Below are 24,625 nucleotides of genomic sequence, written 5' to 3' on the forward strand. Positions count from 1 at the left end.
TCGACTGCCTGTACCAACGAGCTCCGTTGCTTCGCGTCATCGATCCTTCAACACCCTTGCATGACCTGCGAGTTCGTTAACTTCCCGGCCTTGGGCGTGGACCCCGAATTTTGGACACCGGAGAGACTTGGATCTCTTCGTCAGCACTCTGCAGTTGATGCGGAGCCGCCGTCTGGGCTCCGTGGACGTGCGCGCGGAGACGCAGCACGCGTACAACGCCGAACTGCAGAACCGGATGGCCCCCCGACCGCGGGCGGTTGTTCCGGCTGGTACCCAGTTACTGGGGCTCGCCCTGCTCCTCACGATGATCGTGGTGCTCGTGCATACGTGTCGGCTGACCACCGCCGACGGGCTGGGCATGATCACCCCTGTCGGGCAGGGCGAGAGGGCAGCCAGGCGACTGCACCAACAGTCCGGAGCGGAGCGGCAGTTGAGGTGGCTGCTGGTCCTGTATCCGACCGTGCTGGCGATCCTGCTGCCTGTTCCCGATACATGGGTGCGTTTCTGGTTCTGGTCCACGGTGCTGCTCAGCCTGTCCGCGATGCTCTCACTCGGCTCGCTGCTGCAAGGCGCAGGCCACGCGGACTGCCGGCAAGGAGTGCCTGACGCCCAGGATTTCTGGAACCCGCACGCCGTCTCCCGCTGAGGAGTGAAGGCGGTGGACCGGCCCGCAGACTGAAGTCTGATCTTCCGCTGACCGCCTGTCGGCGGCGGCTGAACTTGGGTTCTGGCTCACTTTCTGTTTGCGCCGTGAGGCGCTGTTGGTTCGAGTGGAGGTGGAAGACCTGCACCAACTCGCTGTCGCAGCAGCAGGGTTGAAGCTGAGGGCAGCCTGATCCGGGTGATGCCGGGGAGGGTGAGCGTCGAGCACGGCACCACGGTCGGCATCGACGTAGAGATCGTCGAACGCAACCCCATGGACAAGGGCACCGGCTTCGTCCCGCAGGCCAAGCGGTGGATCGTGGAGCAGACGCTCGGCACCCTCATGCTGTTCCGGCGGCTCGTGCGGGACTACGAGAGCAGGTCGGCATCCTCCGAGTCCCGGGTGCGCTGGGCCATGATCGACGTAATAGCGCGCCGGCTCACCGGCCAGACGACGCCCACATGGCGCGGGTGACCCCGTGGACGCTCAGGTCACGCCGCTCTTGGAGCGGATTGACGCACGCGAACGCGAACTCGTCGGCGATGCGGAGCAGATCCGCGCGCAGATGGACGAGCTCACCGCGCGTCTGCGTGAACTCGACGAGGAAATCGGGAACCTGGCGGTGACCCGTAAGACCCTCCTCGCCCTCCCGCCGGCGGCCCCGGAGCCGACCGAGGAGCCGCCCGTCCTGCCGAGCCACCCGGCCTACCAGCAGATCCTCAACACCTTCGCAGAGACTCCTGGGCCGAAGCGCGCCCGCGACCTGTGCCAGGTCCTGGACCTCCCGCTCACGCCGAAGACCATCGAGAGCACCCGGCACAAGCTCAAGCGTCTGGTCAGCCTGGGCGTCCTTACCGAGACCGAACCGGGCCTGTTCGCCCAGCGCCGCCCGTAGCTGCCCTCCGCTCCGAACCACCCGTCCATCACGGCCGCCGCATTCGTCATCCGGCTCACGACGCGATCGCTACTGAACTTGAATGTGTGATGTCGGCCTGATCGTGTCAGCTGGTCAAGGTCAGGCCGGTGCCTATGAGGCAGCCGTCGATGAGGTGCGGTCGGTACTGGGTCTTCTTGAGGCTGCGCTTCACGGCGGCGGCGAGCTGGTCGAGGTTCGCGGCGGCGAGGTTGCCGATCGCCCGTTTCACCAGGGACCAGATGCCCTCCTGCGGGTTGAGGTCGGGTGCGTAGGACGGGAAATGGAAGACGGTCAGCCAGTCCTCGTTCGCAGCGATGAAGTCCTTCATCTGCGGCATGAGATGGGTGCGCAGGTTGTCCCAGACCAGGACGATGGGGCCTTTGAGCTGGTTGTACGCCCGCACGATGAGGTCGCGGCAGTCCTGCCAGGTGAATCCCTTGGGTTCGCCCTTGCGGCCCCGGTGGACGCGAAAGCTGTAGATCAGCCTCGACCGGTCTCCGCGTCGGCAGCAGACCATTCCCGCCATCGAAACGCGTCCGGAACCCCTGCCCCGGACGCGGACGACCGGCGTCTGGCCGATGCGGCCCCAGGACCTCGCGCGTGGCGGCCTCAGCGACTGGCTGGCCTCGTCCTCACAGACGATCCAGGCCCCGCGGGCCGCCGCCGTACTTTTACCTGCGGCCACACCTCCTTCTTCCACAACTTCGTCGTCACGTTCGATCGCCCGGCGGGCCGGCTGCTGCCACGACCAGCCATGGCGCTTCAGCAGCCGCCATGTCCCCTCCACCGTGTAGCCGACGTGGAACAACCGTCCGATCAGAGTCTTCACCCGGGCCAGTGTCCACCGCTGGTCAGCCCAGCCATGGGCGAGCGGGCCGCGCTCCAACTCCCGCTCCGGTTTGGCAATTTGGTCTGCCGAAAGCCTCGGACGCCCTGGCGATCCCTTCGACCGGACACCCTCTTCACCCCGCTCACGCCACTGACGGTGCCAGCGCTCCACCGACCGCTCGCTCACCCGCAGCGCGGCCGCGATCTCCCGGTTCTTCGCGCCGCTCTCGAAGCGACCGACCGCTTCCAGCCGGATCCGCTCTCTTGCAGCCCTCTTGGCATCGGTCAAACCGCCGCCCTGCGCATATCTCACACCCCACAGCCACCGACCCGACTCAGCCGATGTCAGGCGAACGGCCCGACATCACCCAATCAAGTTCAGTAGTGCTCCAGCTGTAGATCGCTCTTGGCTGGTGGCGCCTATGTTCTCCGGGGTTTGCGTGGCCTGCCCCAGCTGCCGTGCGGCCGGTTTCGTTCCTGGGCCAGCGTCGCGGCGTCGAACTGGGCTTTGCTGGTCACTGCTCGTGGTTGAGGTACGAGCGTGGTCGCAGTCGATCGCCACGGGACAGTCGAGGCCCAGCCGACCAGGGGCATGGTCTCGTCGTAGTGCGGAGCGAACTGAGCGACGGCGATGGTGGGCATCTGATAGTTCAGGCTGCGGACGTGTTCGATGAACGCGTCGGGCAGTGAAACATGGTGCGTTTCCACGTAGTGCGGGAAGTCCTGGCGCCACAACCAGGAACCGTCGGTCACCAGGGAAGAGCATCCTGCAGAGTGCCGGTGGGCGCTCCCGGTGATGACGTCGCGTCCGCCTTCCATGACGTCGATGAGGTCGTGGCCGGCGTCCAGGTAGGTCACCAGGTCCATCTCATCCGGCTCGCCGACCGGCTGGACGGCATCGCGTATCGATCCGTTCGGCTGGCCGGAGCAGTTGTCCAGTTCGTCGTAGAAGCCCAGCAATCCCAGCACGGCGTCTCCTTCGACGAGCCTTTCCATCCCGCTGGCACGTAGACGCGGCCACCGTTGATCATCGGTGTGTGAAGACAAACGATCACGTGGTGGCCGCAGATCACAGCGTAGACGCTGCCCACTGGCAGGAAGCGTTCGAGGGCCTGATGGACCGCATCGCAGGCAGGTTCGCCCGGGTCGAACCCCGTCGCCGAATACGGCACCTGGTGCTGGGACTGCTCGCGGACCTGCCGCGGAAGAACTGCTGGACCATCGCCGAATGGGCCGGGGAGGCGACCCCCGACGCCCTGCAGCACTTGCTGAGCCGTGCCAAATGGGACGCCGATGCCGTCCGTGACGACCTACGCGTCTACGTGGTCGAGCACCTGCACGACGACCAGGCAGTACTCGTGGTCGATGAGACCGGCGACGTGAAGAAGGGCAGCCACACCGTCGGCGTCCAGCGCCAGTACACCGGCACCGCGGGCCGGATCGAGAACTCCCAAGTCGCCGTCTACCTCGCCTACGCAGGCCGGCGCGGACACGCCGCACTGGACCGGGTGCAGCGGCGGCGTGCAGCGCCATCACGACACCCGCCTTCATGTCGAAGCAGCCCGGCCCGCGCAGCACTCCGTCCCGGACGGAATACGGGTGTGTCTCCAGCGATCCGGTGGGCCACACCGTGTCGTGGTGTCCGAGCAGCAGCACACGCGGCGCCTCGCCGAACCGCCACCTCAGGTGCGTGCACCCGTCGATCACCACGCGATCCGGTTCCGTGTCCAGCAGCCTGCGCCCCAGTGCCGCCACGACGTCTGCGCTGCGGGCGACGGCTTCGTGATCGGACGACGGCGACTCGCACCGCACCAGGGTCTCGATGTCCGCGACGAGGGCCTCCACCGCCACCTCGGCGCGCGGCGCCGTCATCGCGGCTCACCTCGCAGCGGCTGTCCGGGAAGCGCGTCGACCTGCAACTCCCCCGCACTGACCACCGGGACACCACCGACAAACAAGTGCCGCACGCCCACAGACGGCCGCGTGGGGCCGAAGTAGGTCGCGCAATCGGTGATTGCCACGGGGTCGAGTACGACGATGTCGGCGTCCGCGCCGACCCCGAGGTGTCCTTTCGCCCGAGCGCCCGGCGCCACCTCGTCGAGGACCCGCGCCGGCAGGTGGGCACACCGCCGGAAAGCCTCCGGCCAGTCCCAGGCACCGCTCTCCCGCACCATCACGCGCAGCGTCTTGGTGAACGTTCCCGCGGTGCGCGGGTGCGTCGTTCCCCCGGGCGGCAGTGGCCACTCGGTGCTGTCGTTGCTGCCGTCGGGCCAGAAGACGGGCATCGCGTCACTGGCGACAATCGCGTCCGGGAAGACCAGCGCCTGGTGCAACATCGCGAGCTCGCGCGGGTTGCCCTCGTCGAGGAACTCCAGAATGCAGGGCGCCCCGGGGTCGCTGTTCCGCAACTGCCGCAGGCGCCCCTCGTCGGCGATGCGCTCCCCCGATTCGAGCATCACGACACTCGACGGGGACAGGCCCTTCATCCGCAGGCGTTCGGCGTCGAGGAAGGCCGCTCCGATCGCCGTGCTGCCGGCCCCGTACGGGTAGGCCTCGACCGTCACCCGAGATCCCGACCGCCGTGAACCGTCCAACGCGCCGAGTACCCGGTCGATGTGGTGGCCCGAAGTGCTGTTGACGTGGCAGTGGTGCATCGCTGCGCCGGTCTCGGCCGCGGCGATGACGATCTCCTCGGAGCCGTCTGCGGGAGTTCCGGGATCCACCTCGACCAGCTCGCGGACGTGGGTGTACGTCGGCACGCCGGCCTTCGCGGCAAGCCGGGCGACAGCAAGGAACTCGGCAGGCTCACTGTGGGGCGCGTACCCGAGGAGGACTCCGATGCCGAGCGCTCCGGCGCTCAGCTCACCCTCGATCAGGGCCAGCCACTCGGCGAGTTCACGATCGGTGGAGGAGCGCTGCCATGCGCGGTTTCCCAGCACCGCGAGGCCGCTCCCGATCTGTGCGTCGGGCTGGATGCCCGCGAGCACCTGGGCCCGGGCACCACCCCACGAGGCGGAGAAGCCGTAGTGCAGCGGGCGTCCGTCCGCGGCGGCCTCGGCGTACGCACGTCCGATGGGCATGAGGCCCGCTTCCAGGTCGAGGGCCGTCGTCACGCCGTCCATGGCCTGCAGCCGCTGCCCCGCGATGGAGTGCACGTGGCTGTGCAGGTCGACGAACCCCGGACCGACGACCAAACCCGTGACGTCGACGACCGCGCATCCCGGTGGCGCGTCGAGCCCTGCGGCGACGGCGCTGACCACGCCGTCGGACACGAGGACGTCGGCGATGCCGTCGAACCCTGTTCCCGGATCAATGACACGGCCGCCACGCAAAAGTGTCTGCATGCTTTCGTCTCCTCGTCGAGGACGCACTGGAGCACCTGCTGGCCTCCAGTGCGACCCTAGGAGGGAGATCAGGCACCGCTGTTGGTCCAGGCCGACGAATCCGTGACGGCCTGTTCATGCACCCCGACGAACCCGGCACGAAGTACTGCTTCTTTTCCGGGCCGGACATGCCCGGGGCGACCGAGCAGCGCAGGATACCGGGACGATGCGCCCGGCATCTTGCCCTGTCGGAACGGCTACTGGCGTCCGGCCGCCGCTTCGGTGGGATGGCTGCGGAGCAGCGCATGCGTGGCAGACCGGTGGCAGCGATGCGAGGAGGAACTGCTGGCGTTCTACGACTTCCCGGCCGGAGGAGCTGATGCTCGAGCGCGGCGATGCTGACGACGCTCGCCGCCATCGAGGCCGAGCAGCTGGCCGACCGCATCACCGTGGTCCGACGGGACCTGGAACCGGCCCTGATTTACCAGGTTTGAGCCGGAGGCTCGTTAAAGAGGGCGTCTGGCGTGGGCGGATTGCCCTTGATTCCCTAGTAGGTTCCTCGCCAGGTGGGTGTGTCTCGTCCGTTATGCGCTCAGCGAGAGTTATGCAGAGCAGGACAAACCAGGGTGACGGCAGAAGTCATTTTCCCGGCCAAATCTATGCAAAAACACCTTAAGAGACGTAAGGCGCCGGTTCCCCGCGTACTCCTCTCCAGCTACGCTTGTCGGCCCCCTCCCATCTGGCAGTGCTGGTCACGTCCCAGCTTTGTCAGGGCCGCTCTCGCTCTTTCCGACATTACCCAACTCGGGCTGCCATCAGCTTCAACTCACCTGCTGCGACAGGAGGTTGGTGCAGTTCTTTCACCTCCACTCCAACCAACAGCGCCTCACGGTGCAAACGGAAGTTGAGCCAGAACCACCGAGTGGTCTTGCGGGGGCCATGAGTGAGGGTCACATGGAGGTTGGAATCTTGTGCCCATTCCCGCCGATCCAGTACAGCGCGGTGTCGAGGTCGCGGACTGTCCAGCCCTCCGCCTGCTGACCGCCGTGACTCAGGAGCGTGTCTAGGAGGTCCATGTAGCGGCCGTACCGCCCGGGTGCACCGGGCAGGGCGAAACCCATGGTGTCCAGGGCCTGCTGGACTCGCCGATCGTAGACGGCCATCCGCTGAGGTGCCGCCGCGGTCAGGACTGCCGAGGCCAGTACGTCGCCGGTGCGGAAGCCGGGTAGCTCCCACACAATGCCTCGACCCGCCTGGGCGGCTTCTGCGCGAGACACTCCCATGTCGCGAACCGCCTGTACTGCTCTAGCGGTAACAGAACGAACGTCTGTGTCCGGTGTGCCGCTCGGTTACATAGGGCAGCTATCAGCGCGTTCGCGCCTGCTTGCACGACAAGCGCACCTCACTGCGGCCGGTGATCGCCCGGCCGCCCTCGCCCCGGGCCGTCGCGGGGTGGATTCTCCGGCACCCGGACACCTTTACCGAAGCCGAGCAACTCCAGCTCAAGGCCGTCCGGAGTCACTGCCCCGAGCTCGACGCTCTGATCGGCCATGTCCGGTCCTTCGCTGCCCTGCTCACCGGCCGTTAGGGCGAACGGCTGCCGGACTGGCTTGACGCCGTTCCGGCTCTGGGTGCGTGGTTTGGAGTCATCTGGCTGTGCGGATCGGGCGGTTCGGGGGCGAGGAGGGAGAATGGGGTCATGGCGGTGTGCAAGAAGTGTGGCGTGCGGAAGCGTCGTTGGCCTCGTTCCTGTTCCCAGTGCCGTTCCGGGCCGGACCGGGCGGAAGCGGCCGGGGATGCCGCCGAGCTGGCCGTGGAGACAGGGCTGCTCGGGTGGGTCGGGCGAGGGGCCATGGGAGTTGTGCGGCTGGCGCTGCGCGCGTTCGACTGACCGGGCCTACGCGGGCGTAACCCCTAGGGCAGATCGGGGGTGGCTCCGGGGTGGCTCAGGGGGGTCACCGACGATCACCGGGGGCTGTCGGGTGGAGAGTTGGTCCAGTGTTGCCGGGTCGGGGCGGGCCTCTGCCAGGTGCAGGCCGCGGATGGCTCCCTGGAACCTGGCGAGCGCCAGGTCGTAACCGGCGTCGGGCTGGTTGTCGGGCTGGCCGGCGGCTGCGTTCCAGAGGTCGACCAGGTCGTTGGGGTCGTTGTCGCAGGCGAGGGCGAAGCACCGCACGGTCGGCCAGGAGGGGCTCCTCTCGCCCGCCATCAACCGGTACGCGTGCGAAGGGGAGATGCTGGCCTGGACGGCGATCGCGCGGACAGACAGGCCGCTGGAACGGTGCAGGTGCGACAGTGCGCGGGCCAGCGCGTCCTGGGCGTTCCACAGCTGGATTTCCTCATCGGACGGCGTCTCGCAGGCCGGTGAGTTCTGGATGGTCACGGTCACGGCCGGGGTGGAGCGGCGGCCCGGGCGTCGTTTGCGGCGGGCGTGCACGGCCTTGGTGACCTGGGTTCTCGAGAAGCGTTTTTTGAGGGAGCCGACGCTGATGGATGTCACTGCGGCGATCTCCTCCCAGCCCGCCCCGCGGTTCGGCGCCTCGCGCACCGCCACGGCAATGAAGTCGTCGAGTTCGCGTTGCAGCGCGATGGAGTGGCGCAGTGGCTTCAGCGGCCATGGCAGTACGGGCAGTGAGGACGTCTGGGCGACCATGCGCGCCCGGCTGGCCACGGCCTGGCCGATGCGCTCCGCTTCCTGGGCGAAATCGGTTGCCGCCGGTTCCGCAATCCGGTCTCGGTAAGCAGCGGATCGGCACTGTGAGGAGCAGTACTTCGGTCGGCGGCCAGCTTGCTTGTGCCGGTTGAAGCGGGTGAGGCAGTGTTGGCACTCGATCTGATCGGTGGACCTGACATCAGACATAACATTCCGTCGTATTCGTTATTCGCCTGCCGGGCCCGGCCGGGCTGGGGCAAGGTCATGCGTGCGTCGGCCGGGCCCATAGACGGGGCGGCGCTGCAGTGCGCCGCCCCGGCCGGCCTTTGAGGTGTCGCCGGCGTTCTGGCCGGTGGGGGAGGGGCGAAGTATGTGGGAGACCGAGGAGACTGCTCGCCCGTCTCGAAGACCTCCCGTAGCGGGACAAGTTGCCCGTGTTGCTGCCCCCGACCCCCGCGGACAGGGGCAGCAGTGGGTAGATCCACCGCTCTGCTACATCAGCAGCGGTACGAAGATGGCGAGCAGCGCGATGCCGATCGTGACGACGGCTCCGAAGACGACTCCGCCCCGGCCGATTGCGCTGGGGCGGAGCACCGTCCCAGCGGCGAGGCCGAAGCCGAGTACGCCGAGGAGCATAGCGAAGACCACAAGGACGATCATCGCCATCATGATCTGAAGGAACTGGCTGCGGAACCTGCGCAAGCACAGTCCGGCCGGCCCGGTGTTCCTCCGCTTCGGTGCGGTAGCAGCAGCTCTGCCAGGAGGCCCCCGCCGGGTGTTCGGGACAGCTGGGCGCTGCCTCCGTGGAGTTGGGCCACCCAACGGACGATGGCCAGGCCGGTTCCGGTACCCGTGCTGGCAGTACCGGTGACGTGGCGTTCGAAGACCCGGGCGCGGTCCTTGGCGTGCACGCCCGGGCCGTGGTCCCGTACGCAGACCCGGTCGGCGGCGACCTTCACCTCGACCGGAGTGCCACCGCCGTGCCGCAGGGCGTTCTCCACCAGGTTGCGGACAGCCTGGGCCAGCAGTTCGGGATCTCCGTCGACGACGGTGGGCTCGGTGCTCACCGTGACGCCGCTTCGGTCGGGCAACTCCTCGACGGTCTGCTCGACCAGCTGGTCGAGCCGTAGGGGGATCAGTTCGATCTCCTGGGTACCGGCCTCAACACGGGCCCGGGCCAGCAGCCCGGTGACCAGCCGGCCCAGCCGGTCCACCAGCCGGACCGCTTCGTCGAGGGCTGCGGGCGCCCGGCCCGTGGAAGTGCTGCCGGCCTCCACCACCAGACGCAGAGTGGCCAGCGGGGTTCGTAGTTCGTGGGCCGCCTCCGCGAGGAACTGCTCCTGCTGTTCGAGTCCTCGCAACGCGGGCCGCGTCGCGCGCCCACTCAGCAGATGGCCGACCACCGCCGCCACCAGCACCAGGGCCGCGCATCCCAGGGCCAGCCGGCGGACCAACCGGGTGTGGTCCGTCCGGCTCTGCGTGGGGTCGGCCCCCACCAGCACCGTGGCGCGAATGGTGTCGTTGTCCCAGACCGGGGTGGCGGCCCATTGGTACTCCTGCCCGCTCACGCTCCGCGCGGTGTAGAGCACTGTCTCTTGGTCGTGCTGGACCTCTTTCCAGATCTCGTCGAGATCGTCCCGGCCGGGCAGGGAGGCGGGGGAGGTGTTGGCGTGGCGGATTCGCGGCCGGGCGGCTGGGGGCGCCTGGAGGATACCGAAGACGTCGGCGCCGTAAGCGAGCTCGTCGTCCTGCAGTGGTTCAAGGTGAAGGACGCCGCCCGCGTCGTAGAACACAGCGCGGGCCAGTCCGTCGGCTCGGCGGCTGACGTCGTTGTCAAGATTGCTGGTGCGCGAGTGGGTGTCGGTGCGAACGGCAATGGTGGCGAGTACCAGCAAGCAGGCCGCGGTGGCCGCGGCGAAGAGCAGGGTCATCGCCCACCGGGCGCGGTGCAGCCGGGCGGCGGCGGGGGTGCGCGACCTCACCGGCATGTGTCCGGGTCGGCGATCCGGTATCCGATGCCGCGCACTGTCGCTATCACCTCGGGCGAGCCCAGCCGGCGACGGAGCTGGCTTATCAGCACATCGACCACGTTGGAGAGCGGTTCGCTCATCTCGTCCCAGCAGCGTTCGATGAGCTCAGCGCGCGTGACCACCTCGCCGGCGCGCAGCAGCAGGACTTCCAGGACCGCGAACTCCTTCGCGGTCAGGGTCAGCAGGACGCCGGTCCTGAGGACCCGGCGACGCGGCACATCCAGCTCCACATCGCCGACCCGCAACACGGGCAGTCGGGCAGGCTGACCGCGGCGACACAGGCTGCGCACCCGTGCGGTGAGTTCGGCGGAGGCGAAAGGTTTGACGAGGTAGTCGTCGGCGCCATGCTCGAACCCGGCCACTCGGTCGCTGACTGCGTCCAGGGCGGTCAGCAGCAACACCGGCAGCATGGAACCGGCCTTGCGTTGGGCAGCGAGCAGGGTCAGGGCGTCACCGTCAGGCAGCATACGGTCCGCGACGAGGCAGTCGTAGCTGTTGACGGCGAGCTTGAAGTCGGCGTCGGCGAGATCGACGGCGAAGTCGACAGCGAAGCCGGCCTCACGCAGTCCCGCCGCGATCGCCGGGCCGAGTTCGGGGTCGTCCTCCAGGACCAGTATGCGCATCGTCGGTGAGCGTAGTGCAACTGCTAAGGGTGTCGGGGCGGTCGAGATAACTGTGATCGCTCGTACCAGACCTTCGGGCTCACACTTCGAGATCAGCCGGTTGCGCTCTGCACCAGCTGCCGCCATGAACGAGCAGCTCTCTGCCTGCCAAGGAGAGCAACACCGAACGCTGAGACCGCTGACCGACTCGGCCTCGTAGTGTCCACCGTCAGGGCTTGTGGGATCCGCCTGAGTGCGTGCGGTCGCCTCATGATCTCCTCATGAACACGGTGCCACTGTGCGGACATGCCAAAGATACGTACTCGCACGGTCGGCATCACCGCTGCCGGTGTCGCCACGGCCGTCCTCGCCGTCTACTGCGTTCAGTCTTCGCAAGGAGCCACACCCGCAGCCGGATCGCCCGGCGCAGTCGTGCGCGTCGACCAGGTCGGCTACACACCCGGCGAGGCCAAGCATGCCTACCTGATGACCTCCGCTTCCGTGTCCAGCACTTCCTTCCGAGTGCGGGACGCTTCCGGCAAGGAAGTCCTGACCGGAAGGACTGGTCCCTCGACCGGAGGATGGAACAACACCTATCACTCCGTTCACACCCTGGACCTGTCCCGCCTGACCACGCCCGGCACCTACCGGGTCGAAGTATCCGGCCCGGTTACCGCGACCTCGCCGCCGTTTCGTGTGGCGCCCGCCGACGAACTGTTCGGCAAGCTGATCCAGGACAATGTCCGCTTCTTTCAGGCGCAGCGCGACGGAGCCGATGTCGACTCCACGGTGTTGAAGCGCAAGCCCTCGCACCTGGCAGACCGTGAGGCAACGGTGTACGACACCCCTGCCTACGACAGCGAAGAGAAGCAACTGCTCGCTCCGCTCAAGCCCGTCGGCGGTCCGGTCGACGTCTCCGGTGGCTGGTCCGACGCTGGTGACTTCCTCAAGTTCACGCACACCGCGTCCTACTCCACCGCGAGCCTGCTGCTGGCCCAGCGCACTACCTCGGCGGGCGGGGAAAAGCTGGCAGCCGAGGCCCGCCATGGGCTGGACTGGCTCGACAAGATGTGGGACGACAGCTCCCGCACCCTCTACGTCCAGGTCGGGCTGGGCAAGGGCGACACCGAGGACGGCAGCGGCAAGATCCGCTCCGACCACGACGTATGGCGGCTGCCCGAGGCCGATGATGCACTCCAGGTGGAACCCGGTGACCCGGACTACACGATCAAGCACCGCCCCGTCTTCCGCGCGGTTCCACCCGGCGAGCCGATCAGCCCCAACCTTGCCGGGCGCGTCGCCGTAGCCTTCGCCCTGGCCGCACAATTGGACGCCGCCGACCATCCAGACCGCGCCCGCGAGGAGTTGGAAAAGGCGTCGCACATCTACGCACTCGCCGACACCACCCCCCATGGCGAACTGGTCACCGCCTTCCCCCACGGTTTCTACCCAGAGGAGTCCTGGCAGGACGACATGGAATTCGGGGCAACCGAGCTGGCCCTGGCCGGACAAGCGCTGGACGACAGCCGAGCGGACCAATGGATCCAGCAGGCCGGCCACTGGGCCAAGGAGTACCTCGGCTCGGACTACCTCGGCACTCTGGGCCTGGGTGATGTCAGCGCGCTCGCGCACGCAGACCTCGCCAAGCTACTTGGATCGGGCACGTCCAGTACTGAGGTGAGCCGCGACGAACTTGTCGCCGACCTCAAGCGACAGCTCAACGACGGCAGCATCCGCGCACACCGCGACCCCTTCCGCGCCGGCGCCGTCTATACCGACTTTGACTCCGTACCCCACTCATTTGGCCTGTCCGCCACCGCCCAGCTCTATCACCGCGTCACCGGCGACTCCCGTTATGACGCCTTCGCCACCCGGCAGCGCAACTGGACGCTAGGCGCCAACGCCTGGGGATCTTCCTTCGTCATCGGGGCGGGGACCACCTTCCCACACTGCCCCGAGCACCAGGCAGCCAACCTCGCCGGCAGCCTCACCGGCGAAGGCGACATCCTCGCCGGTGGCGTCGTCAACGGCCCCAATGCGGCAACCAAGCTCAAGGACCTCAACTCCTTCCCGACCATGCGAAAATGCCCGACCACTCAGGGCAATCCCTTCGCCCCCTTCGACGGTCGCGGCAGCGGCTACATGGACCACGTGGGCGCTTGGCAGACCGTCGAACCCGCCGATGACTTCACCGCCACCGCTCTGCTCTCCTTCACCCTCTCCACTACGCCCAAGGACACTGAGAGCGAGGCCGACCAACAGTAGACCAAGCACACTCTGCCCGGACTGCGCATGTCACCCGTACAGGGCGACAACCACGAAACCGGCCTCGCACCCCTCATCCGCGAAGCTGCGGACCGCCAAACCGAAGCCCTCCGCCACCACCGCGAACCCGGGACCGCCTTCACGGAGGCGGCGGCCCAGTCCGAAATCCTTCAGGCCCAGGACCGCCGTACCGAGCCGGCCGCCGGGTCGTTGGAGGACAGCATTCGAGCCGTCCTCGCCTACAAGCGTCGGGGAGCCCCCGCATCGGCGCCCGTGCTGAAAAGGGCCCGGGACGTCGCCGGTCTGTGACCGGTTGAAGCGACGCTCGCCACGGCTCGGCGCACGGGTTCTGACGCAGCTTCCATCCGTCGGGGCTGTTGGGCGTCTGTGCTTGCGCGCTGCTGGTGACAGACGGCGTGCCGTCCCGGTGACAACCATCGTGCTTCGCCTGGTCGAAGCCGCAGGTCAGTCGACGCCGCAGGTGACAGCTACCGTGCTTCGGCTCAGTAGGACAATCGATCGGTGACGCGCCCCTTGAATCGGGACCGTTCCCTTGAAGAGCTTGAACGCGCCCGCTGGCCAGCCCCGTCAGCCGACGACACCCGTCTTGTCGCTACTGCACACGCCTTGCGGCGTCAGCCGATCGGCGAGCTGGCCGTCGAGGACATGCGCTTGTTGATAGGGCAGGACATAGGTCTGCCCTACCTCCTGCCACTGGCACTGGAGGTACTGCGGGAGAACCCGATGGCAGAGGGGGACATGTACGAAGGCGATCTGCTGTCCGCGGTTCTCACCAGGAACCCATCGGTCTGGGCCGAGTTTTCCGAACTCGGCCGAGAGCTTCGCGTGATCGTCTCGAAGTTGACTGGTCTGCCCCCTGACCTGCAACAGAGGGTTGAGCGCTTCCTGGCTCTATAGAGCACCGACGCAGGACGATGCCAATCGACGTGAGTGCAGCGCAGCATTTGCATGGGCCAGGCGGCTCACGGGTGCTGCGCAGGCAGCAGGGTAGCGGCGGCTGCATAACATCGCAGTCCTGTGATGTTTCACGCGCGATGTATGCACGGCTGCTGCATACATCTCCCGCACCCGTGCTGCTTGCTGCACCCTGCCGCCTGTGCGTTTCCCCTCCACGGGAATGGCTTCGTTCATCTTCAGCGACAGCGTTTGTCGACGAGTTTGAGCAGCGGTTAGCGATCACTGGAGCGATAGATGTTCACGAGAACCGGTTCTGGCACACATTCCGTGAGCGATCTCGAGTCCCGGCTCACCGGACCCCGGTGACGCGTGGTCCGCGCAGCTCACATGACTTGGGCGCCTTCTGCTGGCGAGAGCCGGCAAGCTCTTTCACGGAATGTGTGCCAGAACCCGAGCTTTGACGGTGCTTCAGGTGTTGTGTCCGTTGCCAGGCAGGCCCATGACATTCAACACGGGTTCCTCGCCCTCGGGGATCTCGAAGATCCCATGCTCGTTTCGCCGGCTGACCGTGCACAAGTGCTCGACCTGGTCTCTGATTTCCCTGAGGAGACACAGACTCGCGTTAGGCGCGCACTGGCTGACCCCGTCGGCGGATGACGCACAAGTCAGTCAAGTCCACGAACGATCTTGAAAACCGTCGTGGCAGTGATGTCACCGTGGGTTCAAATCCCGCACCCGCCGCAGATGAATGGCCCCTGCCCAGGTGAATCGATCGGGGGCAGTTCTCTTGCGGGCTGTCCGTCAATCACCGTGTACCACGAGGGAGAGCGACCGGGTCACCCTGGAGGAAGCCGGGAACGGCATCTACCGGCTCATTTTCCCCGGCAAGAAGGACGAAAGTCCCCGGTGTCCAGGCATCCTGGGCGCATCAATCCAGGACGGCGGTGCTGTGACCATCGGTTATTGCGGCTCTCGAGAACTCGATGAGGCCGAAGAGTTCCACCTGGAGAAGACCAGCGACCACGGAGGAAGATTCCGTCTCCGAGCCGACCACATCCGCCTCGTACCGGCAGACCAGCGGAAAGACCTGTGCATCGGCGCACCGGACGGAGACCACAAAGAATGGGCCAACGTCTTCCAGCTCGAATGCCTTCCCGACGAGAGCGGCACAGTTTTCCGCTTCCTCAGATGACCCGGAGGGCACCTTCGTCCACGGCGGTGCATCCGGTGGCTTCGTTCACGTCCAGCAGCGTTTGTCGACGAGAGTTTCGACAGCAGTTGGGGCTCCATGGCCGGCCCGATCACACCAGCCACACCGAGATCATCTCAGTTGCCGCGCTGCCCGATCTCCTCGACCCTGGGTGCTCGGCAAGCAGGGAGGGCACATGGGGCTGGTTCTTTTCCCGCGCGACGGAGACAACAGCAGCCCGGATGTCTCCTGGTCCTACAGCGGCTTTGCCGCGTTCCGGCGGCGTCTGGCCGAGACCGAGGGGTTCGTCCTCTCCGAGATGTGGGGCTTCGGCGGCGAGCGCCCGTGGAGCGAGGTGTCCACCGCTCTGGAGCCACTCCTCGATCAGCAGTACGCGAACGACCTCGACGCCGAACGCTCCCTGGTCGCCGTTACTGCGAAGACGAACTGGTCCAAAGCCGACCGGGACCCGGCCGAGTGGCTCCCGCCGGCCGCCTCCGCGCAGTGCACCTACGGCGCCGACTGGGTCGGCACGAAGCTCCGCTGGAAACTCACCGCAGACAACAAGGAGCGGGCCGCGCTCGAGAAGCTCGCCAAGGGCTGCGCCGACACCGTCGTGAAGTACGAGGTCGCTCCCTGGCTGGCAGTCGAGCGTGGGGCACCCTCACCGCATCCGGACCACGGTGAGGTTCCCGTGCCTCCCCGACCCGGCCAGCACCTCCACGACCAGGTGGGTCTCCACCCGCGTGTACGTCTCCCCCTGCGCCCGGCGGTCTCCCACCACGGTCGAACTGGTCAGGGCAGAGCCGATACGTGCCGCGAGAACGGGCTCCAGCCGGGCAGACAACCGGACCGGGCCGCCCTCGTCCCCCACCGCGAGGGCCAGGTGGTGCGGCCGCAGCCGCGGCCCCGTGAACCCGACCACCAGGGCGTCGGCCGTGTCCGCGTGGTGAAGTGGTGGTGTTCCGACTCTGCGCTATTCGGTGCTGAAAATGAGGTCGGGGCCAGGTCGGTGTCTCTGGTCCACCGGTGCTCGGGGTGGGTGAGCAGGAGCCGGGCGAGGCGGCGGGGGGTCGTCACAGGGCGGTCGCCTTCGGCGCGGCCCTGATTGAGGTAGCGGACCAGCAGGGCCGGTAGCCCTGAAAACACCGTTGCCGCAAGGGAGTTGGCATCTCGCATACAACGTCGACGACGCCAGTTACCTGCCGTCACCACCGACTACGGAACAGAGCCTGATTCCTGATAGACCCGTCACGGAACCCGCCACATCACGCCTGACCAGCAGAAAGTCAGCGATCAAGTACGGAAAGACAACAGCCTCTTGTGTCAGCCGGTTACTGGTGTCACATCGCCGTTGGGGCCGCAGCGGACCGTCCAGGGGGTCTGGGAGCGGATGTGGTTCTCGTGGATGCGAATGTCGATCTGTGTGGGGGGTTTGTTGCCGGGGACGTTGGCGTGGGCGGCGGTGCAGGCGATCTGGCTGACCGCTGTGACGTCGAGGTCACCGGTGCTGACTTTTTGGGGGACGAGGACGTCGACGGCTCCGTCGGCCGTGGTGGCGGTGAGCTGGCTGGCCATCGGCGTTACTTGGCTGGTCAGGCCGCGTTGGCGTTCGGCGGGGGTGGGGCCCTCCAGGAGGAGGTCGAGGGCTTGCTGGGGGCTGAGTGGTCGGTCCGTGGGGCGTGAGACGGCGCGGATGCCGGTGGGGCCGGCGAAGTAGAGGCGTACGAAGCGGGCTTCGGTTCCGGGTTGCTGGATGCCGGAGGCCGGGGGGCCGGCGTGCACGGGGTTGGTGGGGCCGATCGCGCAGCCGGCGGCTGTGGCGATGAGCAAGGTGGACAGAGTCAGGGTCCCGAGGGCGGCTGCCGTGGTGCGGGAGGTGCGTCGGGACCGGGACGGGAGGCGGGTCATCGTTGTTCCTGCGGGTCGGCCGGGGGCAGGGTGAGAGTGAAGACGGCACCACCGTGGGGGGCGTTTGCCGCGGTCAGGGTTCCGCCGTGCAGGTGGGCGTTCTCGTAGGCGATGGCCAGGCCAAGGCCACTGCCTTCGGAGCGAGTGCGTGCCGTGTCGGCTTTGTAGAAGCGTTCGAAGATGTGCGGGAGTACGTCGTCGGGGATACCGGGGCCGTGATCGGTGACGGTGATGACCGCGTGATCGTTCTCTGCGCGGGCGGAGACGGTGACCGGTGGGAGGCCGTGGCGCAGCGCGTTGCCGATGAGGTTGGCCAGGATGACGTCGATGCGGCGGGGGTCGGCGCGTACCGGTACCGGGGTGGGGATGTCGGCGGTGACGCGTTCGTCGTGGGCCCAGCCGCGCAGTTGGAGGGTCTTGGTCACGATGGTGCGCAGGTCCAGTTCCTCGGCGTGCAGCGGGGCGGCCTTGGCGTCGAAGCGGGAGACCTCCATCAGGTCTTCGACCATGCGGGCGAGGGTGCGGGTCTCCTCGCAGATGAGTTGGACGGCGTCGGCGGTGTCGGGGGGCAGGATGCCGGAGGTGGCGTCCTCGTCGAGAACCTCGGTGACGGCGGTCATGGCTGCGAGGGGGGTGCGCAGTTCATGGGCGACATCGGCGGCGAAGCGGCGTGCTCCGGCTTCCATGCGGCGCAGTTCGGCGTCGTCCTTTTGCAGGGTTTCGGCCATGGTGTTGAAGGAGCGGGTCAGATCGGTCAGTTCGTCGTGGCCCTCGGTGTCGAGGCGGGTGTCTAGTTCGCCGGCGGTGATGCGTTCGGCGCCGCTGCGCAGGCGTCGTACGGGGCGCAGGACGCTGCGGGCGGCGAAGAGGGCGGGGATGAGGGCGAGGGCAAGCGCGGGGATGGCCCCGGCCTCGGCGGCGGTGACCAGGGCGGAGATGTCGGCCTGGTCGGCGTCGAGGGGCAAGGCGACGTACACGGTTAGCCCGGAGAGCTTGTCCGCGCTCGCGGGCCGTTCGGGCTCCGCGGCGTAGGCGACGGGCATGCCGACGGCCAGCCAGGGGCGGCCATCGCGTTCGATGCGCTGGTACGTCGCCTGGCCGCTTGCCTGGACAGCTTCGCGGAGCTCTTTGGGCACGGGGGGTGCGGGGGAAGCCGGGACCGGTGTGCCGCCTTGGTAGGAGGCGGAGGAGTGCCAGGTGCGGGAGCCTCCGGCCCGGTCGAGTTGGAGGGACAGGCCGCGCAGGTCCTCGGCGCGGGGTGGGAAGGTCAGGCCAGGGGCGAGGGAGTCGAGCTGGATGCGCAGGTCGGCGACGGCGGTGTTCTGAGTGCGTTCCAGGACGGAGGAGCGGGCCTGGTGGAAGGTGAGGCCCGCGGTGAGCAGTGCGCCGAAGGCGACGGCCAGCAGCACGGCGACTACGATCCGTGCCCGCAGCCCCCTGGGGAAGCGGATTTTGAGGTTCATCAGAGGGGGCCGAAGCGGTAGCCGAAGCCGCGTACCGTCTGGACGTACTCCGGCTTGCGCGGATCGTCCTCGGTCTTGGCGCGCAGCCGCATCACGCAGGCGTCGACGAGACGGACGTCGCCGTAGAAGGAGTGCTCCCAGACCTGTTCCAGGAGCTGGTGGCGGGAGTAGACCTGACCGGGTGTGGCGGTGAGGAACAGCAGCAGCTTGAGTTCGGAGGGAGCCAGGGTCAGCTCCGTGCCGTGCTTGGCCACGACCAGGCTGGTGCGGTCCACGGTGAGGTCGCCATGGTGCTCTGCCCCCGTGGGCGTGGCCGCGGGGCTGTCCTGGGCGGGGGCGACCCGGCGCAGGACGGCTTTCATCCGGGCTTCGATGATCTCCCCGCTGGCGGGTTTGGTGATGTAGTCGTCGGCACCTGCTTCCAGGCCGACGACCATGTCGATCTCGTCACCGCGGGCAGAGAGGATGATGATCGGGATCTGTTTGCTCTCCCGGATCCGGCGGCACACCTCCAGGCCGCTCATCCCTGGCAGCATCAGGTCGAGCAGCACCAGGTCGGGCCGGTAGCGTTCCAGGGTGAGGAGTCCCGTCTCCCCGCTTGCCGCGACTTCTACTTCATGGCCACGGCGCTTCAGCGCGAGGGTGACGCCCCTTTGTACGGCGGGGTCGTCTTCGACGAGCAGGACTCGTGCCATCGGTGGTGCTCTCTTCTCCGGCTGCGCGGCATGGGGGTCTTCTCTGACAAGGGTGCTGGAAGCGTATGACGCCCGGTTCCGCATTCCTTGACGAAACGGTGACGGCCGGCCGTTCGCGGTACGGCGGGCGGTTCCGTCGGGCGCATGAGCAACGACACGAACAACACCCGAGGCAGCAACGGCAGGCGCGTCGGCACCCTACGGCGGGCGGTGGTCACCGCCGCGGCTCTGGCTCTGACCGGAACGGCCGCCTTCGCGGTTCTGGCGGAGAGAGGTGCCGGTCAGCCTGCCGGGGCCGCCGGGGCCGCCGGGGGCAAGACGGCTGGGGCAAGCACGACGATCGACCCCGCGCTGCCCGCACCGACCGTGGACATGGCCATCGTCCGGGAGTCCGAGGACGACGGGAAGTCGGTGAACCTCACCCTCGACGACGGTCCGGACCCGCGCTGGACTCAGAAGGCCCTGGAGCTGCTGAAGCGGTACAAAGCCAAGGCCGTTTTCTGTCTGACCGGCCCCAATGCCGCCGCCCATCCCGACCTCGTCAGGCGGATCGTCGCCGAGGGGCACCGGCTGTGCGATCACTCGGTCAGCCACGATGTCGCCATGGACAAGAAGCCGGTGTCCTACCAGGAGAAGGAGATCCTCGACGCCAAGCGCATGATCGACGAGGCGTCCGGCGGCGAACGGATCTGGTACTACCGGGCCCCGGGCGGCGCCTTCACGGCGCAGAGCCGTCAGATCGCGGCAGCCCACGGGATGCGGAACCTCGGCTGGAACGTCGACCCCGGCGACTTCCGGCAGCCCGGTGCGGACACGATCGTCCGCACGGTGAAGGACCAGCTCTCCACGGGGCCGACGGTTCTCCTCCACGACGGCGGCGGGAACCGTGCCCAGACGATGGAAGCGCTGGAACGGCTTCTCCTCTGGTTCGTCGAAGAGCGCTACGTCTTCAGCTTCCCGAAGGCCGGATGACCGTACTGCTCGCCCTGTATAGCCGTCCTTCTTCCGGCATGTGACGGAACGATGATGGCCCGCCCAGGCGGCCTCCTCGCGGGTTCTGCTGGAGACATGAACAGCAAGAACACGCCCTTCCCTCTTCTTCAGCGACCCGCCCGCCGTGCCGCGGGACTCGTCCTCGCCGCCACGACGGCCGCACTCGCTGTCACCGCCTGCCAAGCTTCCGGCAACGGCTCCGACACCGCCGCCGACCGCAGCACTGCCACGGCCGGTGACCAGCAGACGCCCGACGGCCGGAAGAACGCCACGAAGCCGCACCGGCTGCTGTGGATGGGCGACTCCATCGGCGAGGTTCAGGCACCGCCCCTCGGCGCGGCGATGAAGGCCGGCCACGTGGAGTTCAAGTCGATCGCCGCCGCAGGGGGCGGCGGTGTCGTCGGGGAGATCGCGCAGCCCACCTGGGAGAGGCTCCCGAAAGAGCTGAAGTCCTTCAAACCGGACGTCGTCGCCTACCAGATCACCACCTACGACTGGGGAACCCCCGGCGAACAACGCGGCGCCTACGAACGTCTGGCCAAGACGGTCAACGATGCGGGCGCCGAACTTCTCATCGTGTCCGCGCCCCCCTTCAAGGTGGACGACTTCTACAAGTCACACGAGGCCGCGATCAAGACCGCGCCGAAGTCCGCCAAGGAGGTCGCGGACATGCACCCGAACACGGTCCGTTTCCTCGACGCCTCCGCCCTGTGGGGCACCGACAACACGGCTGCCACGGCACAGCGCGGCAAGGACGGCATCCACTCCTGCCAGCAGGGCTCGGCCGCTTTCACCAAATGGTTCGGCGAACAGCTGAACAAGCAGTACGGCTTCACCCCGGCCGTCGTGGACCAGTGGGCCACCGGGTCGTGGACCGGCGACAAGGTCTACGCCCAGCTCAGCTGCAAGTAGTCCACCACCGGACAGCGATCGTCCTGCCGGAACGCATACCGGCCGGAAGGCAGCTCGGGTTCAGTGCCCGGTCCGCCTCGACCTCCTTGGTGCTGGGCCCGAAACGGGCCGGCTCGCTCATCTCGTTGGAGACCCATGCCCACCCCGACGAAACCCGTGCGCACCCATCGCCGCCCCTGCACGAAGGCCGTCCCCGCACCGTCCGACAAGCGGCACATCGCACCCTTGGACGGTCTGCGCGGCCTGGCCGTCCTGGGTGTGCTGTTCTTCCACGCAGGCCACTTCGGCGGCGGCTTCCTCGGCGTCGACCTGTTCTTCGTCCTCTCCGGTTTCCTGATCACCGGCCTCCTGCTGAAGGAGACACAGGCGCGGGACGGCCGCATCGACCTCCTCGCCTTCTGGGGGCGGCGCGCACGGCGCCTGCTGCCGGCGCTCGCCGTCACGATCGCGGGCACCCTGTTCCTCGTCTGGGCGCTCGGTCCACCACCCCTGCTCCGCTACGCCCTCGACGACGCGCCCTGGGTGACGGCAAACCTCGCCAACTGGCACTTCATCGCCGACCAGGTCGGATACTGGAACGCGGCCGACACCCGGATCTTCGGCCACCTGTGGAGCATCGCGGTCGAGGAACAGTTCTACCTGGTCTGGCCCCTGGCCATCGGCCTGCTGGCCCGCGGGCGCAACGGTGGCCGACGTGTCGCCGCCGTGGCCGCGACCGGAGCCGCCGTCTCACTGGTCCTCATGATCGTGTTCACCGTCCCGGGCGACACCACCCGCGTCTATGAGGGCGCCGACACCCGAGCCTTCTCGCTCCTTCTCGGCTCCCTCATGGCCACACCACCGGCCACCCGCCTCCTGGCCCGCGTCGGCGAACGGGCCGCAGCCTGGGGGAGTCTGGCCCTGGCATGCGGGATCGGGGTGTACTGGGCCCTGGCCGACGGGCAGAAGGACCTCTCCCTCTTCCAGGGCGGACTCTTCCTCCACGCCTTGGCCACCGCCCTGCTCATCGCCTGCCTCGCCCAAGCACCCCGCACTACCGTAGGCCGCGTCTTCGCCGCGCCTCCCCTGCGCTGGTGCGGCCTGGTCTCCTACAGCCTCTATCTGTGGCACTGGCCCATCTACCTGCTCCTGAACGAGGAACGCCTCGGCATGACGGGTTGGAGCCGTACGGCCGTCATCCTCGCCGTCTCCCTCGCGGCTGCGGGGCTCTCCAAGGTCCTGATCGAGGACCCGATCCGCTTCCGGGCCCGCTGGGCGAAGGGTCGCACAGGAGCCGCCGCTCTGCTGGCCACCTTCGCCGTACTGGCAGCCCTATGGACTCTCATCCCCGAGCCGCAGACCGGGGCCGGCACCGTCGACGTCACCCAACTCGTCTCCGGCCGAAGCCCCACCCCGGACCGGGGCCGTGAAGGGGCCGTTTGTCAAGCCGTAGCGCCGTGATCAGCCCTCAACAGCCCCCGAAGGGCCGGAGCCTTCTGAATATCGGCGCGACCGGCAAGCGGCCGACGCCGAGAAGTTCCCGACAAGTCGAGGAGATCCGCGTGTCCAAAAGGTCACCTCATGCGGTGACGGAGGAGGTCGAAAATGCCGACGGGTGCGACACTGAGGATGCCGACGAACGAGGACGAAATGCCCCGCTGGGAGTGGTCCCAACGGGGCGGTTGTCGGTGAGGTGTCGTTTTGGTCGGCAAGGTGTCGGGGCGGTTCATGCGGGCTTTGCGCGTCACCTGGGATCCAGGTGACTGGACGTCACCTTCGTGTGAGGGCAGTGCTGGCGTTGATGGCCCAGTGGTTGGCTTGTAGAACTCGGTCCGCGAATGTCACATTGCGTTCGTCGATGAACTGGAAGCCGAGAGATCGGCAGATGCCGTTCGAAGGAAGCTCGGCGCACTCCTCACCACCACTACCGGTGGGAGCGCCACTACTTTCCAGGGACGAGGCTGGGTACCGGTCCAGGACGGTGAGTACTTCGCCGAGGGACACTGCTGCGATGTCGGGGCCGTCGAGGTGTGCAGCAACAGCGCGGTCGTTTACGCAGGCCGCGAGCAGGACGACCGACCAGGTCCTGAGCCCCCGAAGCGCGCCGGACGGTCCGTACGGCCTACCCGTCCACCAGCCCCGTCTGCGGGTTGCAGATCTGGCGCGCCTCGATGTCCGGTTCGTCCAGGGCGATGATCGCCTCCTGCCGGTTGATGAACCCGAGCTGCGCGCTGTACAGGCCGCAGCCCCCGCGGTGCAGCATCGCCGTCTCACCCGACCGCCGGGGCTGGATCTTCCACGACTGCTCCGCCCGCGCCCGCTGCCGGGCACGCTGCTCCTTGACCTCAAGCTCGCGGACCCGGTTCTCGGCCTGCCGCAGCTCGGCAAGACAGACAGTCGGAGCCGCCGGGTGTCTGCGTACATGCGTGCTTCGACTCCTGGTTCACCGGGCACTTTCCGTACGGGCCCGATCCCTGATGTGGCCCACTGCTGTTCGAGTGCGGTCATGTCCGTGTGGGCGGTTGCTTCGTCGGCTGCGGAGATGTCGAGGACGACCAGCCCGGGCTCCGCCGAGCCCTTCACCCGGGTGGCGAACACCCCGCAGGCCGGGCAGGCCCTGGCTGTCTCGTCGGCCGTGACCAGGTGAACTCGGCGCCTTCCGTCGGCCAGCCGCTCAACTCGCGCGACGGACACCCCGTCGAGGTCGAGCAGCAACGTCGTATCGTTGAGCAAGCCCGTGGCTCCTGCATGATCGTTCTGCGTCGAGAACAGAAATGATCACGCAGGTCCAGGGGCATCCTGCATCCGGGGCCGTGCTCGAATGCGTCATGACAATCGGCCGGGTGTGGTTCGCTGCAGGGGTGACTCAGGACTTGGAGATCGTCGCATTCGAATCCGCCGAGGCATTCCAGGCATGGCTCGGCGAGAACCACGCCGCCTCGTCCGGCATCTGGCTCAAGCTTCGCAAGAAGGGCCCCGGAATCGTCGCGCTGGACTACGCCCAGGCGCTCGACGTGGCACTCTGCTACGGCTGGATCGACGGCCAGAAGGCCAAGTTCGACGACCAGTGGTGGCTTCAGCGGTTCACCCCGCGCAAGCCGCGCAGCAAGTGGTCCAAGGTCAACCGGGACAAGGTGGCCGCCCTGATCGAGCAGGGCCGGATGGGCTTGATCCGCTTTGACGGACATTCGAGATCAGGGGCTTCGGCCTCGGGAGGATGTCCGTCATGGAGAGCATGGGGAAGAAGAAGCCTCGCCGCCCTCGCCGTTCGTTCACGCCGGAGTTCAAGGCCGAGATCGTCGGGT

25 protein-coding genes, 1 tRNA gene and 4 pseudogenes are annotated in these 24,625 nt (G+C 67.6%); 14 read left to right on the top strand and 16 right to left on the bottom strand.

The features are described from left to right. Positions 1-157 precede the first annotated feature (157 nt). The 3 genes from ACFVYE_RS45210 to ACFVYE_RS45220 all read left to right on the top strand — a co-directional run bounded on the left by ACFVYE_RS45210 (position 158) and on the right by ACFVYE_RS45220 (position 1,538). The gene (locus ACFVYE_RS45210; RefSeq protein WP_389609352.1) at positions 158-646 is read left to right on the top strand and encodes a hypothetical protein; all 489 of its coding nucleotides are present in this window, start codon (positions 158-160) and stop codon (positions 644-646) included. Positions 647-856: 210 nt separating this feature from the next. Beyond that, entirely contained in the window at positions 857-1,117 is a 261-nt protein-coding gene (locus ACFVYE_RS45215; protein WP_389609354.1) for a hypothetical protein, read from the top strand. A gap of 4 nt (positions 1,118-1,121) precedes the next feature. Continuing rightward, positions 1,122-1,538 carry a hypothetical protein gene (locus ACFVYE_RS45220; RefSeq protein ID WP_389609356.1) on the top strand — a complete coding sequence of 139 codons (417 nt, stop codon included), beginning with the start codon at positions 1,122-1,124 and terminating at the stop codon, positions 1,536-1,538. A 106-nt stretch (positions 1,539-1,644) separates the two neighbouring features. Here ACFVYE_RS45220 and ACFVYE_RS45225 read toward each other — a convergent pair whose 3' ends face one another. Beyond that, on the bottom strand, positions 1,645-2,676 hold the full coding sequence (locus tag ACFVYE_RS45225; RefSeq protein ID WP_389609358.1) for an IS630 family transposase: 1,032 nt from the start codon (positions 2,674-2,676) through the stop codon (positions 1,645-1,647). 131 nt (positions 2,677-2,807) lie between these two features. After that, positions 2,808-3,356 carry a hypothetical protein gene (locus tag ACFVYE_RS45230; RefSeq protein ID WP_389609389.1) on the bottom strand — a complete coding sequence of 183 codons (549 nt, stop codon included), beginning with the start codon at positions 3,354-3,356 and terminating at the stop codon, positions 2,808-2,810. A 146-nt stretch (positions 3,357-3,502) separates the two neighbouring features. Here ACFVYE_RS45230 and ACFVYE_RS45235 point away from each other — a divergent pair. Next, positions 3,503-3,895, top strand: a pseudogene (locus ACFVYE_RS45235) (transposase); the annotation flags it as partial. Between the two features lie 61 nt (positions 3,896-3,956). Here ACFVYE_RS45235 and ACFVYE_RS45240 read toward each other — a convergent pair. The 8 genes and pseudogenes from ACFVYE_RS45240 to ACFVYE_RS45275 all read right to left on the bottom strand — a co-directional run. Beyond that, positions 3,957-4,259 (bottom strand): annotated as a pseudogene (locus tag ACFVYE_RS45240) (M20 family peptidase); the annotation flags it as partial. Then, on the bottom strand, positions 4,256-5,731 hold the full coding sequence (locus tag ACFVYE_RS45245) for an amidohydrolase family protein (protein ID WP_389609360.1): 1,476 nt from the start codon (positions 5,729-5,731) through the stop codon (positions 4,256-4,258). The pseudogene ACFVYE_RS45240 and the gene ACFVYE_RS45245, both read right to left, overlap by 4 nt. Before the next feature lie 929 nt (positions 5,732-6,660). Next, a complete protein-coding gene (locus ACFVYE_RS45250; protein WP_389609362.1) occupies positions 6,661-6,993 on the bottom strand; it encodes a hypothetical protein in 333 nt (110 codons plus the stop codon). A 119-nt stretch (positions 6,994-7,112) separates the two neighbouring features. Beyond that, positions 7,113-7,262: a hypothetical protein gene (locus ACFVYE_RS45255; RefSeq protein WP_389609364.1), complete on the bottom strand. Its 150-nt coding sequence runs from the start codon at positions 7,260-7,262 to the stop codon at positions 7,113-7,115. Positions 7,263-7,607: 345 nt separating this feature from the next. Further along, a complete protein-coding gene (locus tag ACFVYE_RS45260) occupies positions 7,608-8,363 on the bottom strand; it encodes a helix-turn-helix domain-containing protein (protein WP_389609366.1) in 756 nt (251 codons plus the stop codon). Between the two features lie 492 nt (positions 8,364-8,855). After that, positions 8,856-9,023: a hypothetical protein gene (locus ACFVYE_RS45265; protein ID WP_389609368.1), complete on the bottom strand. Its 168-nt coding sequence runs from the start codon at positions 9,021-9,023 to the stop codon at positions 8,856-8,858. Positions 9,024-9,028: 5 nt separating this feature from the next. Beyond that, the gene (locus tag ACFVYE_RS45270; RefSeq protein WP_389609370.1) at positions 9,029-10,345 is read right to left on the bottom strand and encodes a sensor histidine kinase; all 1,317 of its coding nucleotides are present in this window, start codon (positions 10,343-10,345) and stop codon (positions 9,029-9,031) included. Then, positions 10,342-11,016 carry a winged helix-turn-helix domain-containing protein gene (locus ACFVYE_RS45275; RefSeq protein ID WP_389609372.1) on the bottom strand — a complete coding sequence of 225 codons (675 nt, stop codon included), beginning with the start codon at positions 11,014-11,016 and terminating at the stop codon, positions 10,342-10,344. The genes ACFVYE_RS45270 and ACFVYE_RS45275 overlap by 4 nt, the downstream gene beginning before the upstream one ends. Positions 11,017-11,301: 285 nt before the next feature. On the opposite strand from ACFVYE_RS45275, the gene ACFVYE_RS45280 reads away from it, so the two are divergent. The 5 genes from ACFVYE_RS45280 to ACFVYE_RS45300 all read left to right on the top strand — a co-directional run bounded on the left by ACFVYE_RS45280 (position 11,302) and on the right by ACFVYE_RS45300 (position 15,370). Further along, entirely contained in the window at positions 11,302-13,260 is a 1,959-nt protein-coding gene (locus tag ACFVYE_RS45280; RefSeq protein ID WP_389609373.1) for a glycoside hydrolase family 9 protein, read from the top strand. 27 nt (positions 13,261-13,287) lie between these two features. Further along, positions 13,288-13,569 carry a hypothetical protein gene (locus ACFVYE_RS45285; protein ID WP_389609375.1) on the top strand — a complete coding sequence of 94 codons (282 nt, stop codon included), beginning with the start codon at positions 13,288-13,290 and terminating at the stop codon, positions 13,567-13,569. Between the two features lie 213 nt (positions 13,570-13,782). Next, positions 13,783-14,178, top strand: coding sequence for a contact-dependent growth inhibition system immunity protein (locus ACFVYE_RS45290; RefSeq protein WP_389609377.1), 396 nt, complete (start codon positions 13,783-13,785; stop codon positions 14,176-14,178). Positions 14,179-14,826: 648 nt separating this feature from the next. Continuing rightward, positions 14,827-14,919 (top strand) — tRNA-Ser (locus ACFVYE_RS45295). Between the two features lie 208 nt (positions 14,920-15,127). Beyond that, the gene (locus tag ACFVYE_RS45300; RefSeq protein WP_389609379.1) at positions 15,128-15,370 is read left to right on the top strand and encodes a hypothetical protein; all 243 of its coding nucleotides are present in this window, start codon (positions 15,128-15,130) and stop codon (positions 15,368-15,370) included. Between the two features lie 966 nt (positions 15,371-16,336). Here the strand turns inward: ACFVYE_RS45300 and ACFVYE_RS45305 are convergent. The 4 genes and pseudogenes from ACFVYE_RS45305 to ACFVYE_RS45320 form a co-directional block, all read right to left on the bottom strand. Next, positions 16,337-16,501: pseudogene (locus ACFVYE_RS45305) on the bottom strand (ISL3 family transposase); the annotation flags it as partial. A 192-nt stretch (positions 16,502-16,693) separates the two neighbouring features. After that, on the bottom strand, positions 16,694-17,278 hold the full coding sequence (locus ACFVYE_RS45310) for a hypothetical protein (RefSeq protein ID WP_389609381.1): 585 nt from the start codon (positions 17,276-17,278) through the stop codon (positions 16,694-16,696). Next, positions 17,275-18,741 (bottom strand): ATP-binding protein, encoded by a 1,467-nt coding sequence (locus ACFVYE_RS45315; RefSeq protein WP_389609383.1) that lies wholly within the window; start codon positions 18,739-18,741, stop codon positions 17,275-17,277. The genes ACFVYE_RS45310 and ACFVYE_RS45315 overlap by 4 nt, the downstream gene beginning before the upstream one ends. After that, positions 18,741-19,436 (bottom strand): response regulator, encoded by a 696-nt coding sequence (locus ACFVYE_RS45320; protein ID WP_383860825.1) that lies wholly within the window; start codon positions 19,434-19,436, stop codon positions 18,741-18,743. Before ACFVYE_RS45320 ends, ACFVYE_RS45315 begins: the two co-directional genes overlap by 1 nt. A 144-nt stretch (positions 19,437-19,580) precedes the next feature. Here ACFVYE_RS45320 and ACFVYE_RS45325 point away from each other — a divergent pair, with 144 nt between their 5' ends. The 3 genes from ACFVYE_RS45325 (at position 19,581) to ACFVYE_RS45335 (ending at position 22,781) form a co-directional block, all read left to right on the top strand. Then, entirely contained in the window at positions 19,581-20,408 is an 828-nt protein-coding gene (locus ACFVYE_RS45325) for a polysaccharide deacetylase family protein (protein ID WP_189281389.1), read from the top strand. Between the two features lie 96 nt (positions 20,409-20,504). Beyond that, the gene (locus ACFVYE_RS45330) at positions 20,505-21,341 is read left to right on the top strand and encodes an SGNH/GDSL hydrolase family protein (RefSeq protein ID WP_389609385.1); all 837 of its coding nucleotides are present in this window, start codon (positions 20,505-20,507) and stop codon (positions 21,339-21,341) included. Positions 21,342-21,476: 135 nt separating this feature from the next. Continuing rightward, positions 21,477-22,781, top strand: coding sequence for an acyltransferase family protein (locus ACFVYE_RS45335; RefSeq protein ID WP_389609387.1), 1,305 nt, complete (start codon positions 21,477-21,479; stop codon positions 22,779-22,781). A 661-nt stretch (positions 22,782-23,442) separates the two neighbouring features. Here the strand turns inward: ACFVYE_RS45335 and ACFVYE_RS45340 are convergent. Together ACFVYE_RS45340 and ACFVYE_RS45345 are read right to left on the bottom strand one after the other, a co-directional pair. Next, positions 23,443-23,700, bottom strand: coding sequence for a DUF6233 domain-containing protein (locus ACFVYE_RS45340; RefSeq protein WP_389609391.1), 258 nt, complete (start codon positions 23,698-23,700; stop codon positions 23,443-23,445). Positions 23,701-23,783: 83 nt separating this feature from the next. Further along, positions 23,784-23,864 (bottom strand): annotated as a pseudogene (locus ACFVYE_RS45345) (hypothetical protein); the annotation flags it as partial. On the opposite strand from ACFVYE_RS45345, the gene ACFVYE_RS45350 reads away from it, so the two are divergent. After that, on the top strand, positions 23,827-23,967 hold the full coding sequence (locus ACFVYE_RS45350; protein ID WP_389609395.1) for a hypothetical protein: 141 nt from the start codon (positions 23,827-23,829) through the stop codon (positions 23,965-23,967). The pseudogene ACFVYE_RS45345 and the gene ACFVYE_RS45350 overlap by 38 nt on opposite strands. 181 nt (positions 23,968-24,148) lie before the next feature. Then, on the top strand, positions 24,149-24,625 hold a 477-nt coding region (locus ACFVYE_RS45355), incomplete at its 3' end, for a YdeI family protein (RefSeq protein WP_389609393.1).

The organism is Streptomyces sp. NPDC058239 (assembly GCF_042882185.1).
Lineage (GTDB): Bacteria > Actinomycetota > Actinomycetes > Streptomycetales > Streptomycetaceae > Streptomyces.